The organism is Corynebacterium sp. BD556 (assembly GCF_038452275.1).
In the GTDB taxonomy this organism is placed as follows: domain Bacteria; phylum Actinomycetota; class Actinomycetes; order Mycobacteriales; family Mycobacteriaceae; genus Corynebacterium; species Corynebacterium mayonis.
This window is the reverse complement of sequence record NZ_CP141643.1, coordinates 1,374,667-1,391,494: the sequence shown is the minus strand read 5'-3', so window position 1 is coordinate 1,391,494 and position 16,828 is coordinate 1,374,667. Positions and strand designations below refer to the sequence as shown.

At 60.7% G+C, this 16,828-nt stretch carries 20 protein-coding genes, 1 tRNA gene and 1 pseudogene; 16 read left to right on the top strand and 6 right to left on the bottom strand.

The window, feature by feature from the left end; genetic code table 11:
* The first annotated feature begins 47 nt into the window (after positions 1-47).
* Positions 48-1,301 (top strand): phosphoserine phosphatase SerB, encoded by a 1,254-nt coding sequence (gene serB / locus VLL26_RS06560; RefSeq protein ID WP_342318334.1) that lies wholly within the window; start codon positions 48-50, stop codon positions 1,299-1,301.
* 5 nt (positions 1,302-1,306) lie between these two features.
* Here the strand turns inward: serB and VLL26_RS06555 are convergent, their stop codons facing one another.
* Both VLL26_RS06555 and VLL26_RS06550 read right to left on the bottom strand, forming a co-directional pair.
* Positions 1,307-3,274 (bottom strand): ATP-dependent DNA helicase, encoded by a 1,968-nt coding sequence (locus VLL26_RS06555; RefSeq protein WP_342318333.1) that lies wholly within the window; start codon positions 3,272-3,274, stop codon positions 1,307-1,309.
* Between the two features lie 8 nt (positions 3,275-3,282).
* Positions 3,283-4,620, bottom strand: coding sequence for a nicotinate phosphoribosyltransferase (locus VLL26_RS06550; RefSeq protein ID WP_342318332.1), 1,338 nt, complete (start codon positions 4,618-4,620; stop codon positions 3,283-3,285).
* Positions 4,621-4,729: 109 nt separating this feature from the next.
* On the opposite strand from VLL26_RS06550, the gene clpS reads away from it, so the two are divergent.
* Both clpS and VLL26_RS06540 read left to right on the top strand, forming a co-directional pair.
* Positions 4,730-5,029: an ATP-dependent Clp protease adapter ClpS gene (gene clpS / locus VLL26_RS06545; RefSeq protein WP_425292306.1), complete on the top strand. Its 300-nt coding sequence runs from the start codon at positions 4,730-4,732 to the stop codon at positions 5,027-5,029.
* Positions 5,030-5,038: 9 nt separating this feature from the next.
* A complete protein-coding gene (locus tag VLL26_RS06540) occupies positions 5,039-5,578 on the top strand; it encodes a DUF2017 domain-containing protein (protein WP_342318331.1) in 540 nt (179 codons plus the stop codon).
* A gap of 127 nt (positions 5,579-5,705) precedes the next feature.
* Here VLL26_RS06540 and VLL26_RS06535 read toward each other — a convergent pair whose 3' ends face one another.
* Positions 5,706-7,343 (bottom strand): inorganic phosphate transporter, encoded by a 1,638-nt coding sequence (locus VLL26_RS06535; protein WP_425292305.1) that lies wholly within the window; start codon positions 7,341-7,343, stop codon positions 5,706-5,708.
* Positions 7,344-7,569: 226 nt separating this feature from the next.
* Here VLL26_RS06535 and VLL26_RS06530 point away from each other — a divergent pair, with 226 nt between their 5' ends.
* The 11 genes and pseudogenes from VLL26_RS06530 (at position 7,570) to VLL26_RS06480 (ending at position 14,858) form a co-directional block, all read left to right on the top strand.
* Entirely contained in the window at positions 7,570-8,289 is a 720-nt protein-coding gene (locus VLL26_RS06530) for a rhomboid family intramembrane serine protease (protein WP_425292255.1), read from the top strand.
* 16 nt (positions 8,290-8,305) lie between these two features.
* Positions 8,306-9,265, top strand: coding sequence for a P1 family peptidase (locus VLL26_RS06525; RefSeq protein ID WP_342318330.1), 960 nt, complete (start codon positions 8,306-8,308; stop codon positions 9,263-9,265).
* The gene (gene murI, locus VLL26_RS06520; RefSeq protein WP_342318329.1) at positions 9,259-10,077 is read left to right on the top strand and encodes a glutamate racemase; all 819 of its coding nucleotides are present in this window, start codon (positions 9,259-9,261) and stop codon (positions 10,075-10,077) included. Before VLL26_RS06525 ends, murI begins: the two co-directional genes overlap by 7 nt.
* A 65-nt stretch (positions 10,078-10,142) precedes the next feature.
* On the top strand, positions 10,143-10,922 hold the full coding sequence (locus tag VLL26_RS06515; protein ID WP_342318328.1) for an MBL fold metallo-hydrolase: 780 nt from the start codon (positions 10,143-10,145) through the stop codon (positions 10,920-10,922).
* 15 nt (positions 10,923-10,937) lie between these two features.
* On the top strand, positions 10,938-11,672 hold the full coding sequence (rph, locus tag VLL26_RS06510) for a ribonuclease PH (protein ID WP_342318327.1): 735 nt from the start codon (positions 10,938-10,940) through the stop codon (positions 11,670-11,672).
* A complete protein-coding gene (gene rdgB / locus VLL26_RS06505; RefSeq protein ID WP_342318326.1) occupies positions 11,666-12,262 on the top strand; it encodes an RdgB/HAM1 family non-canonical purine NTP pyrophosphatase in 597 nt (198 codons plus the stop codon). The genes rph and rdgB overlap by 7 nt, the downstream gene beginning before the upstream one ends.
* A 9-nt stretch (positions 12,263-12,271) precedes the next feature.
* Positions 12,272-12,631, top strand: coding sequence for a hypothetical protein (locus VLL26_RS06500; protein ID WP_342318320.1), 360 nt, complete (start codon positions 12,272-12,274; stop codon positions 12,629-12,631).
* Between the two features lie 176 nt (positions 12,632-12,807).
* Positions 12,808-12,957, top strand: coding sequence for a hypothetical protein (locus VLL26_RS06495; RefSeq protein ID WP_342318324.1), 150 nt, complete (start codon positions 12,808-12,810; stop codon positions 12,955-12,957).
* A gap of 182 nt (positions 12,958-13,139) precedes the next feature.
* Positions 13,140-14,099: an NAD-dependent epimerase/dehydratase family protein gene (locus VLL26_RS06490; RefSeq protein WP_342318322.1), complete on the top strand. Its 960-nt coding sequence runs from the start codon at positions 13,140-13,142 to the stop codon at positions 14,097-14,099.
* A 15-nt stretch (positions 14,100-14,114) separates the two neighbouring features.
* Positions 14,115-14,489 (top strand): annotated as a pseudogene (locus VLL26_RS06485) (non-canonical purine NTP pyrophosphatase); the annotation flags it as partial.
* A 9-nt stretch (positions 14,490-14,498) separates the two neighbouring features.
* On the top strand, positions 14,499-14,858 hold the full coding sequence (locus tag VLL26_RS06480) for a hypothetical protein (protein ID WP_342318320.1): 360 nt from the start codon (positions 14,499-14,501) through the stop codon (positions 14,856-14,858).
* Positions 14,859-14,952: 94 nt separating this feature from the next.
* Here VLL26_RS06480 and VLL26_RS06475 read toward each other — a convergent pair whose 3' ends face one another.
* Both VLL26_RS06475 and VLL26_RS06470 read right to left on the bottom strand, forming a co-directional pair.
* Positions 14,953-15,315 (bottom strand): DUF3817 domain-containing protein, encoded by a 363-nt coding sequence (locus VLL26_RS06475; protein ID WP_342318318.1) that lies wholly within the window; start codon positions 15,313-15,315, stop codon positions 14,953-14,955.
* Positions 15,316-15,326: 11 nt separating this feature from the next.
* Positions 15,327-15,794, bottom strand: coding sequence for a hypothetical protein (locus VLL26_RS06470; protein ID WP_342318316.1), 468 nt, complete (start codon positions 15,792-15,794; stop codon positions 15,327-15,329).
* 88 nt (positions 15,795-15,882) lie between these two features.
* Between VLL26_RS06470 and VLL26_RS06465 the strand changes: the two genes are divergently transcribed.
* Positions 15,883-15,967 (top strand) — tRNA-Leu (locus tag VLL26_RS06465).
* A 4-nt stretch (positions 15,968-15,971) separates the two neighbouring features.
* Here VLL26_RS06465 and bcp read toward each other — a convergent pair.
* Positions 15,972-16,448: a thioredoxin-dependent thiol peroxidase gene (gene bcp, locus VLL26_RS06460; protein WP_342318315.1), complete on the bottom strand. Its 477-nt coding sequence runs from the start codon at positions 16,446-16,448 to the stop codon at positions 15,972-15,974.
* Between the two features lie 70 nt (positions 16,449-16,518).
* Between bcp and VLL26_RS06455 the strand changes: the two genes are divergently transcribed.
* Positions 16,519-16,794, top strand: a complete 276-nt coding sequence (locus tag VLL26_RS06455) for a DUF3618 domain-containing protein (protein WP_342318314.1) — start codon at positions 16,519-16,521, stop codon at positions 16,792-16,794.
* Positions 16,795-16,828: the final 34 nt, after the last annotated feature.

Sequence of the window (16,828 nt, the reverse complement as noted above, 5' to 3'; positions counted from 1 at the left end):
TGACGAAGCAGCACCTTCAGTACATCTGTTTTTAGGAAAGGACAGCCATGCCCGCGTTCGAGGTTGAGCTGCAAAAAGGTCTCAAGCCCGCCGTCGTATCCACCACGGGTCCGGACACGCCCGGGGTTTCCGCCGCATTCTTCGGGGTGTTGGCGAAGCATGGCGTGCAGCTTCTCGATGTCTCCCAGGTCGATTTTCGGGGTCGCCTGATGCTGTCGGCCTTTGTTGGCATGGACCCGATGGTGCTTAGTGATATTGAGCGCGAATTGAAAGCCGACCTGTGGGAGTACGGGCAGCGCGTGACCATTGAGACAGGATCCCAGGCGGAGTCCGTCTCACGGCCACGCTCCACCCACGTGATGGTGGCTCTCGGCGACCCAGTTACCGCTGAGCATATTTCCCGGGTGGGAAAGGCGTTGGCGTCTTATGGTGCGAACATCGACAAGATCCGGGGGATTTCAAACTATCCTTTGACCGGCCTGGAGTTCCGGATCACGCTGGCCGATTATGAGCCCGGCAAAGGCAAAGAGATCCGCAAGATCTTGGCGGAGCTGTCGAAGGAACTGGGAATCGACTTGGCTATCGAGCACGCGGGGCTTGCAAGGCGCGCAAAGCGTCTTGTTTGCTTCGACTGCGATTCCACGTTGATCACGGGCGAGGTCATCGAGATGTTGGCGGCGCATGCCGGGCGCCAGGCGGAAGTCGCTGAAGTAACGGAGCGTGCCATGAGAGGAGAGCTGGATTTTGAGGAGTCTTTACGGCAGCGTGTCAAGGCACTTGAGGGTTTGGACGCCTCGGTCATCGATGAGGTGGCGGCAGCCATCGAGTTGACTCCGGGGGCGCGAACTACAATTCGGACCCTCAACAACTTGGGTTATCGCACCGCTGTTGTCTCTGGTGGCTTCATTCAGGTTTTGGAGGGGTTGGCGCAGGAGTTGGAGCTTGATTATGTGCGCGCCAATACGCTTGAGATTGTCGACGGCAAACTGACCGGGCGTGTGGTGGGCAAAATCGTCGACCGTAAGGCGAAGGCAGATTTGCTGGCGGAGTTTGCTCAAGATTCCGGCCTGCGGATGACCCAGACTGTCGCCGTGGGGGATGGGGCCAACGACATTGACATGATCTCTAGCGCGGGCCTGGGCATCGCCTTTAACGCCAAACCCGCCCTGAAGGAGATCGCTGACGCCTCCGTTAACCACCCCTTCCTCGATTCGGTTCTCTACATGCTGGGTATCCCTCGTGAGGAAATCGACTCAGCCGAGGAGGCGGAAGGTGCCTCAAGGAAGGTGAGTTTGCAGTAGTCCGTCTACGCTTGCGGCTGCGCCACCAGTCGCTTAAGCGCGTTGCGGACGGTTTCCGGGTTGGTGGTCTCCCAGAAATCCGGAAGTGAGCGGCGCAGGAACGAACCGTAGCGTTTGGTCACCAGCCTGTTGTCCAAGACCGCCACGACCCCTTTGTCGTTGACACTGCGCAGTAGCCGGCCCGCTCCCTGCGCCATGAGCAGGGCGGCGTGGGCGGCTGAGACCTCCATAAAACCGGATCGTCCCGCGGCGTCGGCGGCGTCGGAGCGGGCCTTAAGCAGTGGGTCGTCGGGGCGGGGGAAAGGGATGCGGTCGATGATGACCAAAGACAATGAGCGCCCCGGCACGTCTACGCCTTGCCACAGCGAAAGAGTCCCGAACAGGCAGACGTTTTCACTGGCCGCGAACTTCTCCACCAGCGCGCCGGTGGAGTCCTCCCCTTGGACAAGTATGTCGAAGGGGAGACGCATTTTCATTGCTTCGGCGGCCTGTAAAGCGGCGCGCCGCGAAGAAAACAGTCCCAGGGTGCGTCCGCCCGTGGCGGTGATGAGAGCGGCGATTTCGTCGAGGGTGGCCTCGGCAAGCCCGTCGCGGCCAGGCGCGGGCAGGTGGCGGGCGGTGTAGAGAATCCCGCAGCGCCGCGGGTCGAAAGGAGTCCCGGCATCGAGGCTGTCCCAGGTGTCGTCGACAAGCCCCCAGGCGGCAGCCATGGCGTTGAAATTCCCGCCGATAGTCAACGTTGCGGAGGTGAGGATCACGGTCTGCTCGGCGAAGATACGCTCGCGCAAAAGGGCCGCGACCGACAGGGGAGCAACCGCCACAAAGTCGCCTAAGCGCTCGGAGCGCGTCAACCAAACCACGTCGCTGTGCTTGGCGGGGTCGTCTTCGTCGAACACACCCAAAATGCGCACGACGGCGTCATGGAGGTCCGCGAGGTGGTTTTTCAGATTCTCCCGCTCAGCGAAAACCTCGGGTTGGTTTGTCGCCTCGCCCTCGGGGCTTTGGGAAATCGCCTCGCGGGTTTTCCACAGCGCGTCACGCACCGCGACGAAGCCGCTGCGGGCGGAATCCGAAATGTTTTCCCAACGGCCAGGTTCCTCCACGTCGACTGCGGCAGAAAAATCCGCGATGACGTTTTCCAGCGCGCCCTTTGTGGCGCCGAGTTTCTCGGCGCGGCGCGACGCCAACGTCAACGCGCGGGCCGATATTTCGTTGGTGGCAACAGAAGTGATGCGGCTGTCGAGCTCGTGAGCCTCGTCGATGATGGTGACGCAATGAGCCGGGAGGATGTCCACGTCAGATAATGCGTCGATGGCGAGCAGGGCGTGGTTGGTGACCACGATGTCCACGTCGCGGGTGCGCTCGCGGGCGAGTTCTGCGAAGCAGGCTTCGCCGTGCGGGCAGCGGTTCGCGCCGAGACACTCGTTGGAGGTTACGGATACCTGCCGCCAGGCTTGGTCGGGTACGCCCGGCTCAAGGTCGTCGCGATCACCCGTCTCGGTTTGCTGTGCCCACTCGGTGATCCGTTTGACGTGGCTGCCCAGCACAGAGATGTCGTCTTTTTCAATCAGTGTGTCCGGGGTGTCCTCCGGGGCGGTAAGTTTGTGTAAGCAGACGTAATTGTTGCGTCCCTTTAAAATGGCGAAGGTCGGGCGGTGGTCGAAGAAGGGCTCCAAGGCGTCGGCAAGCCGCGGCAGGTCGCGGTCGACCAATTGGCGCTGCAGGGCGATGGTTGCCGTGGAGACCACAACAGACGAACCGGTGGACTGAGCGTGCCGGATCGCGGGCACGAGATAGGCTAGCGACTTTCCGGTGCCGGTGCCGGCCTGCACAGCAAGGTGGCGTTCGGTCTCTATCGCTTTCGTCACGGCGCTGGCCATGGCGACTTGGCCCGCGCGTTCGGCGCCGCCCAAGGCTTGCACGGCGGCTTCCAAAAGCTCGGATGTGGACGGGCTAAGCGGCTGATCACTCACGGGGGTGCTTACTCCACGGGGTCGGGAAAGCCGACGAAACGAGTGGGGATGGCCGGTTCATTGCGCGACAGGGCCAAACCCTCCCATGGCAGGGTCGTGCGGGCGTGCGCCAGGTGGGCGCGTGTGTCCTGGAGGTTGTCCAACCCAGCTACGATCTTGCCGTCGCGCACCAGGGGAATGTCCATGCGTTTGTAGTCCAGGTTCGGCCGCAGTGCGATGTCCGCATCGAAGGGGCAAACGACCTCGCCTACGGCCACCCCTGAGCTGCGGTAGGCACGCAGCGCGGATTTCGTGCCGCCGTAGGTCGCCTTGCCGCTGGATCGCTTAGCGACGGGATGTCCCTCCACCTCAACTAGCTTGTAAACCATACCTGCGGTCGGGGTGCCGGAGCCGGTTACCACTGAGGTTCCTACGCCGAAGCCGTCGACTGGGTCGCCGCGTAACCCGGCGATGGCGAACTCATCCAAGTCCGAGGAGACGATGATGCGGGTGTTGTAAGCTCCGGCGTCGTCAAGCTGCTTGCGGACACGTTGCGAGACGATCCCTAAGTCCCCGGAGTCAATGCGCACAGCGCCGAGTTTCGTACCAGCGACCTCAAGTGCATTTTCCACGCCGCGGGTGATGTCGAATGTATCCACAAGCAGCGTGGTACCCACTCCGAGAGAATCAACTTGGGCCCGGAAAGCGGCCTTTTCGTCGGGCACGCCGTTGTCATCGACGTGCAGGAGCATCCAGGCGTGTGCGGCTGTTCCTGCTGGCGGGATGCCGTATTGTTTGGCGGCCTCCATGTTGGAGGTTGTTTCGAAACCGGCGATGTAGGCGGCACGCGCGGCAGAAACCGCGGCGCGCTCATTGGTCCGCCGTGAACCCATCTCCATGATCGGGCGGCCGTCAGCGGCGGTGACCATGCGCGAGGCAGCGGAGGCGACCGCCGAGTCGGAGTTGAGAATCGACAAAATGATGGTCTCCAAAATGACGCACTCGGCGAAAGTTCCGCGCACCGTCATGATGGGTGAGTAGGGAAAGTACAGTTCGCCTTCGCGGTAACCGTCGATCTGCCCGCCGAAGGAATAGTTGCACAGGTAGTCCTTCGTTTTGTCCGAAAGAAAGTCGGCGACTTCAAGCTGCTCAGGGGTAAAATGGAAACGCGAAATCGCGTCGAGAACACGGGCGGTGCCAGCCACGACGCCGTAACGGCGCTCGCCGACCAATTTGCGGGCGAACACCTCGAAGGAGCACCGCCGCTGCGCGGTGCCGTCTTTAAACGCGGCGTCCAACATGGTCAGCTCGTACATGTCGGTGAGAAACGCCGTCGATTGGTGCGGGTGCGCCTCAAAGTCAATCATGGAAACCAAGAGTACCCGGGGGTGTAAGGAGTGCGGCCCATAAAGCCTCAACGGTAGGGTGGTGGCCATGAAAGCAACGCAACCAGGAGCGCAACGCTCACGAGTCGACATGGGTTCGCCCATGGCGAGTCCTGAGCTTGACGAGCAGCTCGACGTTGACGTCGTCGTCAGCGAAAACCTGCCGTGGATGTGCATCGTCTGGGACGACCCAGTCAACCTGATGAGTTACGTGACCTACGTTTTCCAAACCGTCCTCGGCTACGACCGCAAACGCGCCAACGAGCTGATGATGCAGGTCCACACCGAGGGCAAAGCCGTCGTGTCCTCCGGGGAAAAGGACAAAGTGGAAGGCGACGTAAAGAAGCTGCACACGGCCGGGCTGTGGGCCACCATGCAGCAGGCTGGATAAAGGAGCAACATGCAACCCTGGCGCCGCAAGAAGGGGCTCATGCGCTCCAGCGTCACATACATCACCCGCTTCGAGCCGATGGAGCGTGAGGTCATCGGGGATCTGACCGCCACAGTCTCGGAGGCGCTCATCGCCCGTGCCCAGTCGGCGCCGAAGGATGAATTTGCGGAAATGATGGGTTTGGCCGCCGGACATTCGGAGCCGCCGGAGGACCCGAAGCTGCGCCGCCTGCTGCCGGATTTTCAAAATGAGGGCGACGAGGAGTTCGACGGCGATGCCGGGCTGTTGCGCAGCCTGCACGAAAACGACATCATCCGCGCGAAACTAATGAACCTCCAGGTGGTCAACGAGGCTCTGGGGCCCACCGGCGGTGTCGATGTTGCCATTGTCCACGACGAAGCGGGCCGTTTCATCGCTGCCATCAATGATATGCGCCTGTACGTCTCCGAGGACGACCGTGGCGGAGAGGCAGCCCAGCAAGACCGCCAGCAACTGTTGGACTGGCTCGCTTTCTGCCAGGAATCCCTGCTGCAGGCGATGATGGAATAAACCATTCGTTTTGAAACCTGAAAAAGGCCCCGAGCTGTGAACTGCTCCCCATCAATTGGACTGAGAAATCAGATTCCTACTGAAGGGGAGCAGTTCTATGAGAGCTCGGGGCCTTTTTGGGTGGCGTCTAGCCGAAAATGGTGCGCAAAATGACCAAACCGACGGCGCCGATGAGGGCGGAAACCGGGACGGTGATAATCCAAGCCAAACCGATTTGTCGCATCATGGCCCAGTTGGCGTTGCGGTTGACCACGCCGACGCCCAAAACAGCGCCAATGAGAATGTGAGTTGAGGAGACAGGCAGGCCCAACAGGGAGGCCGCCATGACCACGCCGGCGGCGGAGAGCTCGGCGGAGAAACCGGATGCCGGGTGAATCTCCGTCAGGTGCGTGCCCACCGTGGCAATGACGTGGCGTCCGATGAACCACAGGCCGGCGACGAGGCCAACACCAGCAACAACGAGAAGTGCGGTGGGGACCTGTGATTCCTCGGCGATGGCGTCTTCGCGGAGTACGTCGAGGACCGCGGCGAAAGGCCCAATCGCGTTGGCGATGTCATTCGAGCCGTGGGAGAAGGCGAAGGCGGAGGCGGTAAACACCTGCATCCAGGAAAACAGGATGAAGGTGGAGCGTTCGAGCGCCGTGTTGCGCATCGTGCGGGCGAAAATGTAGACCGCCATCCACACCGCCGCGGAAACCATGAGGATGATCAAAACGGTGCCCAGGCTGTCCAAGCTGATACCGGTGTTCTTCAGGCCCTTGAACAGCATCATCGCGGTGATGATTCCAGCGCCGACCATAGCGATGACGGGCACGAAGCGGGTCAAGGCACGGTGGGCGTCGATGTCCTCGGCCTCTTTGTTGATGGCGTAGAGGTCGCGGTAATACTCGGACTCAAGGTCTTCGTATTCGAAGTCGTCGCCGGTGGTGGTTACGGCGTCGCGGGTCATGGCGCCGTTTTCGCGGATCTGCTCCGACTCGCTCATCGCGTTGAACTTCGCGCGGAATTCGCGGCGGTGCTCGCTGCGGCGCTTACGCAACTCCTGCAGCTTGGCGTCGGCGCGGTCGTTGTAGACCAAGATCGTCGACTTGATGAAGCGGTAGAGGGCGTAGGCGGCGATGCCGCCTAGTAGCGGGGAGATGAACCAACTGATGACAATCTGGATTAACTCGCTCCACTGCACCATGCTCCACGGGGACGTATCCCCCGTCAGGTGCGCCAGGTAGCCCAAGGTGACGGCACCGCCGACGATTGCGCCGACGATCGAGTGGGTGGTAGACACCGGCCAGCCCATCCGCGTCGCAATGAGCAGCCACAGGGCCGCGCCCGCCAACGCGGAAAGCATGATAAACGCGAAGTCCATCGGCTGGATGTCGACCCCTTCGAGGTCCACGATCCCGGACTTGACTGTTTCGGTGACCTCCCCGCCGGCGAGGATGGCGCCTCCGACTTCGAACACGGCAGCCACCATCAGCGCTTGCCGCAGCGAAAGGGTTCCCGCCCCAACGGAGGTGCCGAAGGCGTTGGCCACGTCGTTGCCGCCGATGTTGAAGGCCATGAACACACCCAGAATGATCGTCAAGATCAGCAAGACGGTGTGGTTGCCGGGGCCGACCTGTTGGCGGGCCCAGAAGTAGAACGCCAAAACAGAGACAAAAAGCAGCCCACCGAAGAACAAGTTGAGCTTGGGGCTGGGGCCGTCGTCCTGGATGTCCTTTGCCTTGCCCGATTGGGAAGGTGAGGATTTCTGGGGGTGCAGTGACACCTCCGCAAACTCTTGAGTCACAGCGACTCCCTTTCTTATGCGCAAGCAGCCAAATGGGTGCCGTCACCCCCATCGTGTTGAGCGACAATTACAGGGGAGTCGGTCCAAACCTTGATCAGCGCCAGGTCTGCAAACGACCTGACTTGGAGACATGATGCAACGGGGCAGGGCGCACCGCAACTGCAGCCGAGCAGGTTGGCAAACGGCGCACTAGACTCTTGAGGCAATGAATCACAACCAGCACCCGCCCCGTCCCTTAGTGCCCCCGCCTTTCCCGGCCGCACCGGGCACACCCTCGTGGAGCCCGCACCAAAGAGCGAAAACCGGCAAGCAAAAGCGCGCCACAGGTATGCGCTTTGCTGCGGGATACCTCATTGTGATCTGGTCAGTCTTTCTGATCAATATTTTTTATTTCGGTGGGTTGCTGGTCTACCTGGGCATCCACCCGCTGGACACCGCTTGGCTGCCAGGTCTTTTCTTCGCGCCGCTCCTGCACGGCGATATCAACCACATTGTTTCCAATTCGCTGCCGGGCGCGATTTTCTGCTTCCTCATCGGCTACTCGGGTGCGCGTGTTTTTTGGGAGGTAACCGCCATCGTCGGCGTCGTCGGCGGGGCGGGAACGTGGATTTTTGGGGGAGTGGGCACCAACCACATTGGCGCCTCCGGCCTGGTCTACGGTTGGCTGACTTACCTCATTGTCCGCGGCGTGTTTAACCGCTCCTTCAGGCAAGTTTTATTGGGCTTGATCCTCGGTTTCTTCTACTCCAGCCTCATTTGGGGTGTGCTGCCCCTGACACCGGGCGTGAGTTGGCAGGCCCACTTGTTCGGGGCGATCGGCGGCATTTTGGCGGGTATGGTGATTTCTTCGGACGATCCGCCGGTGCTCGTTGCCAAGCGTCAGCGCCGCCGCGCCGAGCGGGCGCCAATGCGCTACTACAACTAGCTTAAGGATCACGCGCATGAAATCGCACCTGACGGATGTTGCCGGTTTGTTCCTTGGGCACCGCAGCATGGGCGATACAGGGGTCAGCGCCGTCATCAGTGCTGATCCCGTCGGCATGCTCGCGGCTGTCGACGTCCGCGGCGGTGGCCCCGGGACCAGGGAAACGGACCTTCTCGCCGCGCACAATACCGTGGAGCGGGTTCACGCTATCGTACTTAGCGGCGGCTCCGCTTTCGGGTTGGCGGCCGCTGACGGCGCCATGTGTGAGCTGGAGGCACGTGGTATCGGCTTTCCGGTTTTCGGGGAGGACAACCCCGGCCCGCGGGTGCCGATCGTACCGGCGGCGGTCATCTTCGACTTGGTTGTTGGCTCACCCGATCACCGGCCCGGCGCACACGACGGTGCCCAGGCGGTCAGGGCCGCCTACGAGGAGGTGCACGCGGCTTCGGGCAGCGTCGGCGCTGGGTGCGGTGCTACTGCCGGGGTGCTGCGGGGCGGTTTCGGCCAAGCTAGCTGCACAGTCAGTGACTGGACGGTGTCCGCGGGCGTGGTGGCTAACCCTGTCGGCAGCGTCATCGACGAGCGCACCGGGCTTTTCTACGGTGACCCGGGCAAGCCCGCGGTCGACCTAGAGAGGTTTTCGCGCTTAGAGCGTCCCACGCCGCAGCTCAACACCACCATCGGGGTCATCGCCACCGACGCGCCACTGCCTCCCGCGCAGCTTAAGCGATTGGCTATCTCCGGCCATGATGGGTTGGCCCGCTCGGTGCGCCCGGCACATTCCCCGCTCGACGGCGACACCTTGTTCGCCGTGTCCACAGCGAAGCAGGCGGGTGCGGTAGACGCCGAAAAGCTAGCGCAGCTTAGTTCTGCGGCCGCGGACGTGGTGCAAGCCGCCATTGTTGACGCGGTGGTGCGCGCCGAACCCGGATACGGCATTGCCGCGTGGAGCGAGTTAGCATCAAAGCCGTGCTAAGCGACAATACCCAGGCGGATCCGCGACCCATCGGACTGTTCGACTCTGGAGTCGGCGGTTTGACCGTGGCCCGCGCGGTCATGGATCAGCTCAGCGAAGAATCGATCCTCTACATCGGAGATACCGCCAACGGGCCCTACGGCCCGCAACCTGTGGCGGATGTGCGCCGCCACGCCATGCGCATCGCCGATGAGCTGGTGGAGCGTGACTGCAAGATGTTGGTCATTGCCTGCAACACCGCATCTGCGGCCTTTCTCCATGACGCCCGAGAGCGCTATGACATTCCCGTTGTTGAAGTGATCAAACCGGCGGTGCGCCGCGCCATCGCCACCACCCGCAGCGGCAAAGTCGGCGTGATCGGCACCGAGGGCACCATCAAATCGGGTGCCTACCAGGACCTGTTCCAGCTCGCGCCGGGCGTGGACGTTACTGCTGCGGCATGCCCAGCCTTCGTCGAGTTCGTCGAACGTGGCGTTACCTCTGGCCGCCAGATCCTGGGGGTGGCCCAGGGATATTTGGAGCCGCTGCAAATTGCGGGAGTGGACACGCTCGTTTTGGGCTGCACCCACTACCCCCTTTTGTCCGGCGTGGTGCAGCTCGCCATTGGAGATGACGTCACCCTCGTGTCCTCTGCGGAGGAGACAGCCAAGGACGTACTGAAGGAACTTACGCAACGTGACATGCTCGCCCCGCCCGGTCACAGCCCGACGCGTGTTTTCGAGTCCACAGGGGATCCGGAGATGTTCAATAAGTTGGCGCAGCGTTTCCTCGGCCCGCACATCGAAGCTGTGGGCAAGGGCACTACGACGTAAAATTCCGGCGAAGATAACGGCCTTGCAAGTTCGATTTCGACCCCTTTTCGTGGCACAGTTGTGACATGAGGCTGACCATTCTCGGTTGTTCCGGGAGCCTGGCCGCGCCGGGAAATCCCGGGTCATCCTACTTGATCACAGCCCCGGAAAACCCCGAAGTGCCAGGTATTTTGATGGATTTCGGGCCTGGGGCTCTCGCCGCGATGCAAGCGGTGCATGACCCGGCACATGCGCATGTAATTTTTAGCCACCTGCATGCGGACCACTGCTCGGATTTTCCCTCGTTGCTGGTGTGGCGCCGTTTCCACCCAACTGCCCCGGCGAAGCAGCGCAACCTGTTCTACGGCCCGTCCTATGCGGCTGAGCATTTCGGTCGCATGAGCGCGGACGGCCCCGGAGTCGTTGATGATTTCAGTGACACTTTCGATGTCCGTACCTGGGTGACTGGTCAGCCGGTGGATATTGAGGGGGTTCAGGTGACACCGATGCCGGTGGTTCACCCGGCTGCCGAGTCGCACGCTTTGCGGGTGCAAAGCAGCACTACGGGTCGTGTGTTGGCTTTTTCGGGAGATTCGGGGATGACCGACTCGCTTGTCGACGTTGCTCGCGACGCCTCCGTCTTTCTCTGCGAGGCAGCGTGGGGAGCCAGCTCTGCTGGCAAAGCTGCGGGGATGCACTTATCGGGGGCGGAAGCGGGAGAGATTGCGCGTCGGGCGGGCGTCGACAAGCTCGTGCTTGTTCATATCCAGCCGTGGAGCGACCCGCAGGAAACCTTGGCGGCCGCGCGCAGTGAATTCGACGGTGAGGTCGTGGTTGGCCGCCCCGGCGACATCTACGACGTGTGAGTTAGGCTGGGTGTTGTGACTGACACTAAATTTCAGCGTGCCGACGGCCGCGCCTACGACGAGCTGCGCCCTGTCCGTATTACCCGCGGGTTTACTTCCAACCCGGCAGGCAGCGTCCTTGTCGAGTTCGGCAACACCCGCGTGATGTGTACCGCTTCCGTGGAGTTGGGGGTGCCACGGTTCAAAAAGGACTCCGGTGAGGGTTGGCTGACCGCCGAGTACGCCATGTTGCCTTCCGCAACGCACGAACGTATGCCGCGCGAATCGATGAAGGGCAAGGTTAAGGGCCGCACCCACGAGATTTCTCGCCTGGTGGGGCGTTCGCTGCGTGCGGCTGTGGACCTTAAGGAGTTGGGGGAGAACACGATCCAGCTAGACTGCGACGTTTTGCAGGCCGACGGCGGCACCCGCACCGCTTCGATCACCGGCGCCTACGTCGCACTTGCCGATGCCATCGAGTACCTCACCGCCCAGGGCGTTGTGCCGGGCGAACCGCTGCTCAAACCGGTTGCTGCGGTCTCTGCGGGGCTTGTCGACGGGCACGTCGCCCTCGACCTGCCCTACGAGGAGGACTCCCGGGCAGAAGTCGACCTTAATGTGGTGATGCAAGAAGGCGGCAACTTCGTGGAGATTCAGGGAACCGGTGAGCACGGTTTGTTCGGCCGGGAGGAGCTTAACCAAATGTTGGATGTGGCGCAGAAGGGTTGCCGCGAGCTTATCGAGGCGCAAAAGGCGGCTCTCGGGTGGTAAAGGTCCTTGTCGCTTCCACTAACCCGAAGAAGCTGAGCGAGCTTGAGCAGGTGCTCACGCACCTAGGAATTGTAAGCATTGAGCTTGTTTCCCTTGCCGATGTTCCCGCTTACCCCGAACCCAAAGAAGACGGCTTGACCTTTGAAGATAACGCTTTGATCAAGGCTCGTGCGGGGGCAGCGCATACTGGTTTAGCGTGCGTGGCTGATGACTCCGGCATTGCCGTTACCGCGTTAAATGGTATGCCGGGTGTGCTTTCCGCGCGCTGGGCAGGATTGCACGGCGACGACGAAGCTAATAACCGGCTGCTGCTTGCCCAGATGGAAGATTTGCCGGTGCGCTCTGCGGCGTTTGTGTCTTGCTGCGCTTTGGTCACCCCTTCTGGTGAGCAGTACACGGCCATCGGGCGGTGGGAAGGTGAGATCCTTCGCGCCCCGCAGGGCTCTTACGGTTTTGGTTATGACCCGCTTTTTGCACCTGCTGACACCCCGGGTCGTTCTGCGGCTGAGTTGACTCCGGAGGAGAAAAACGCCCTGTCTCACCGTGGCAAGGCTTTGCGCACGTTGGCGCAACACTTGGCAGGTCTTTAAGGTGGAGCCATGATAAGAAATAAAACCTTTGCCGTTGCCGCTTCGATCTTGCTTTCTGGTTGCCTGCTTGCCGCCTGCGGTGGCGGCGACGAGTTTTCCGGGACTTGGACCGGCCAGGCTGGAACTACCGGCGAAGCCACCTTGAACGTGGATGGCAAGAAATGCGACTGGCAGCTTACCGAGGCCGACAATACTGGTAATGGTCGCTGCGAGCGCGATGATGAGGAGTTCAAGCTGGCAGACCCGAAGACAGGCCAGGACCTGAAGTACATCGGTAAAGTTCAGGGCAATACGCTAACTTTGGCGCCCGATAACAAACTGGCGGAAAATATTGGTGCGCTGACGCTTACTCGGTTAGGCGAGAAGTAAAAACTGCTTCTTTGGTGGCATGTGCTAGTTGGAGGGGTTTTTGGCCGAGGAAAGTCCTTTCCCGGTCGGACTTCGGCCCTTGGCCGCCCGCGTGTTAAACGAGTTGGAACTGCTTGTTGACCTCGCGGCGGCGCTTAGCTTCAACCACAAATGACAAGAACGGAACAACACCGGAGATGGGTTGCCGCGAGCTTATCGCGGCGCAAAAGGCGGCTTTCGGGTGGTATAAGGTCCTTGCCGCTTCCCAGGTAAATAATGGCGACGGTTTCGGCGGCGGCGTTGAGTGCGTACGCACCTGGCAATCTGTTGTCAATGTCTTTGAATGAAGAAGGTTGAGCAGGCCCTCTCCTTCAGCCTGAAGAATGAAATGACCACCAAAGGTGGGTTCAGCCCGGCTAAAGGCCAGGAGGACAAAGTCACAGCCTGCACAAATGCCCGCGATGAGTATTCTTGGAGCTGACTTTACGGGCGTCGTAAAGCGGAGAGCCTACGGGAACGGGTGAGAGAAATGAGGGTCGTTGTCACAGGTGCTGCCGGTTTCATTGGTGCAGCCGTTAGTGAGGAACTGCGCGATCGCGGACATGAAGTAATCGGCTTAGATCTGCGTGAAGACCGAAAGCAGAATATCTTTGCCGCTGATCTTGCTCAGCCCGGGGCGGGAGCCGAGCATATTCGCGGCGCCGATGCCATCGTCCACACCGCCGCGCTCGTTTCTTTGGCGATGACTCACGAAGAAGCCTTTGCGGTCAATGTGCAAGGCACCAAAGCGCTGCTCGATTCCGCCGAAAAACTCGGCGTGCGCCGCTTTGTGCAGCTCTCCTCCATTGTGGTCTTCCCGGATGTGCCCGAGGAGCTCGACGAAGATAGCCCCGTAAACGTCAACGGCACCGCCTACGTTGACACCAAGGTGCTGAGCGAGATTCCGGTGTACCGCAAGATGATTGAGGGCAATATGGAAGCAGTCATTGTGCGCCCGGGTGATGTCTACGGCCCGCGCTCGCGCCCGTGGACTTGGCTGCCCTATGAGGCAATGAGAAAGCATCTCTTTGCGCTGCCCAAGTGGGGCAAGGGGCACTTTACCCCGGTCTACATCGACGACCTGGCGCGCGGTATCGCAGCCGCCGTGGAAGTTGAGGAGGCCGCCGGTGAGGTCTTTACTCTCTCCGGTGGTCAGGTGGTGACCTGCAAGGAGTACTTCAAGTTGTTGGCAAAGTACACCAAGACGGGACCTTTCCCCCTCCTGCCGACGCATCTGGCCGTGGGCCTGGCGGGGCTGATCGCCTTCATTGCAAAGCTGCGGGGCCAGCGCACTGAGTCCAATCCGGATACAATGCGCTACTTCACCCGCCAGACCGGCGGCTACAGCATCGAGAAGGCCCGTCGTATTTTAGGCTACGAGCCGCAGGTAAGCCTGGAGGAGGGGCAGCGGCGCGCGGCCGAATGGTGCCTGGCGCAAGACGGCAAATAGCGCCCCAGTCAAATCGGCATTGCCGTTACCGCGTTAAATGGTATGCCGGGTGTGCTTTCCGCGCGCTGGGCAGGATTGCACGGCGACGACGAAGCTAATAACCGGCTGCTGCTTGCCCAGATGGAAGATTTGCCGGTGCGCTCTGCGGCGTTTGTGTCTTGCTGCGCTTTGGTCACCCCTTCTGGTGAGCAGTACACGGCCATCGGGCGGTGGGAAGGTGAGATCCTTCGCGCCCCGCAGGGCTCTTACGGTTTTGGTTATGACCCGCTTTTTGCACCTGCTGACACCCCGGGTCGTTCTGCGGCTGAGTTGACTCCGGAGGAGAAAAACGCCCTGTCTCACCGTGGCAAGGCTTTGCGCACGTTGGCGCAACACTTGGCAGGTCTTTAAGGTGGAGCCATGATAAGAAATAAAACCTTTGCCGTTGCCGCTTCGATCTTGCTTTCTGGTTGCCTGCTTGCCGCCTGCGGTGGCGGCGACGAGTTTTCCGGGACTTGGACCGGCCAGGCTGGAACTACCGGCGAAGCCACCTTGAACGTGGATGGCAAGAAATGCGACTGGCAGCTTACCGAGGCCGACAATACTGGTAATGGTCGCTGCGAGCGCGATGATGAGGAGTTCAAGCTGGCAGACCCGAAGACAGGCCAGGACCTGAAGTACATCGGTAAAGTCCAGGGCAATACGCTAACTTTGGCGCCCGATAACAAACTGGCGGAAAATATTGGTGCGCTGACGCTTACTCGGTTAGGCGAGAAGTAAAAACTGCTTCTTTGGTGGCATGTGCTAGTTGGAGGGGTTTTTGGCCGAGGAAAGTCCTTTCCCGGTCGGACTTCGGCCCTTGGCCGCCCGCGTGTTAAACGAGTTGGAACTGCTTGTTGACCTCGTGGCGGCGCTTAGCTTCAACCACAAATGACAAGAACGGAACAACACCAGAGATGGCGGTGACACCCCAGGTCATCGCTGGCCAGCGCGCCTTGAGCCCGAGGTTCATTGAGGCGAGCAAAAACGCCATATAGGCGAGGCCGTGGATGCGCCCGACCCATTCGAGAAGTGCAACATCCATGTGGAAGATGTACTCCATAATCATGCGCGCCGTCAGCAAAAGCAGCAAGACACCGGTGATCCAAGCTGTGGCCGAGAAGATGGTCAAAGCGGTTTTGACGCGCTTCTTGCGCTCCGGGTGGATCTTCGGGGCGTGGCTGGGGGTGGTGCTCATCGGTTCCTCTCCTATTGGTCCGGGTCGTTACATGAAGCGTCTCGGTGGACAGCGCCGTCGCTGGTGCTGCCGCGTCGCTGGACGTTTAAGGCATTGAATTCTTCGATGTTGAGTTCGGGGCGTGCTGGCAGGAAGGAACTGTCGATAGCCGTGTCTTTGCCGTTGCCCCCGAAGCGGACGAGGTCTGCTTCGTAGAGCTCGTCCATTGTGGCGCCGGAGTTAATAGCGTCGATCTTTTCGTTTTCCATCCGCAGTCCCATTCGGTAGGCGTAGACGAAAAACGCGCCGAAGAAGGGCCACTGGAGGGCGTAACCCAAGTTCTGGAAGGTGCCAGAGCCGGATGTAAAGCGAGTCCACTGCCACCAGGCAAGCAAAATTGTGCAGATGACGGCGATGGTCAGCAAAAGGATGTGCCAAGCGCGCACGCGCACATGCTCGCGCTTGGCGGGCTGCGGTGCGAAATCTTGAGTCTGGCTCACATCGGGCCAGTCTAGCAAGCCCTCCGAAAGTTGGATAACCACCGTTTAGCTGTTCGGGCGTGGCTCCATGTATTGTATTTCATGTTGCGCGCCCGTGGCGGAATTGGCAGACGCGCTGGATTTAGGTTCCAGTGTCTTCGGACGTGGGAGTTCAAGTCTCCCCGGGCGCACCATTTTTTACTGCAGGTTCCAGTCACGCAGGATGCGCTCGACATGGCCCTTGGCGCGTACGTTGTATTGGCTTTGCGCGATTGTACCGTCGGTGTCGACGAGGAAAGTTGAACGAATCACTCCTTGGACAACCTTGCCGTAGTTCTTCTTTTCGCCGAACGCGCCCCAGGCAGTCATGACTTTCTTGTCGGGGTCAGATAGCAGCGTGATGTTGAGGTCGTGGTCGGCGCGGAACGCGGCGAGCTTGTCCGGCGTGTCGGGGCTGATGCCGATGACGGCGACATCAACTTTGTTGAATTCCTCGAGTTTCTCGCTGAAGTCGCAGGCTTCCGTCGTGCAGCCTGGGGTGTTGGCGCGTGGGTAGAAGTAGACAATGACACGTTTGCCGGCGTAGTCGGCCAAAGAGACGGTTGTGCCTTTGTCGTCGCTCAAGGCGAATGTGGGGGCGGAGTCGCCCTGTTCGAGGCGGATATTCTCAGTCATACTTGCCCGTTTTACACTACTGTGTAAAAAGACACGCTTTAGTACGAAAACAACGTAGGAGATCATCACCGTGGCACGTGACATCAACGATATCGAGCGCGACATTGAACGCACCCGAAGCCAGCTCGCTAGCACTCTCGACGAGCTTGCGTCGCGCGCCAACCCGTCCAACTTGGCGGACAACGCCAAGGGGCAGGTCGCTGGCCTGCTTCAGGACGAGACAGTGCAGAAGGTCCTCGCCGGCATCGGCGCGGGTATTGCCCTTCTGATCGCCGTTAAGGCGCTCAACGGCCGCAAGCGCAAGAAGGAGCTCAAAGAGCTGCAGAAGCTTCTGGCTCGTCGCTAAGCTTGCCACCGCCCCGCGAAAGCCCGCGCCCGTC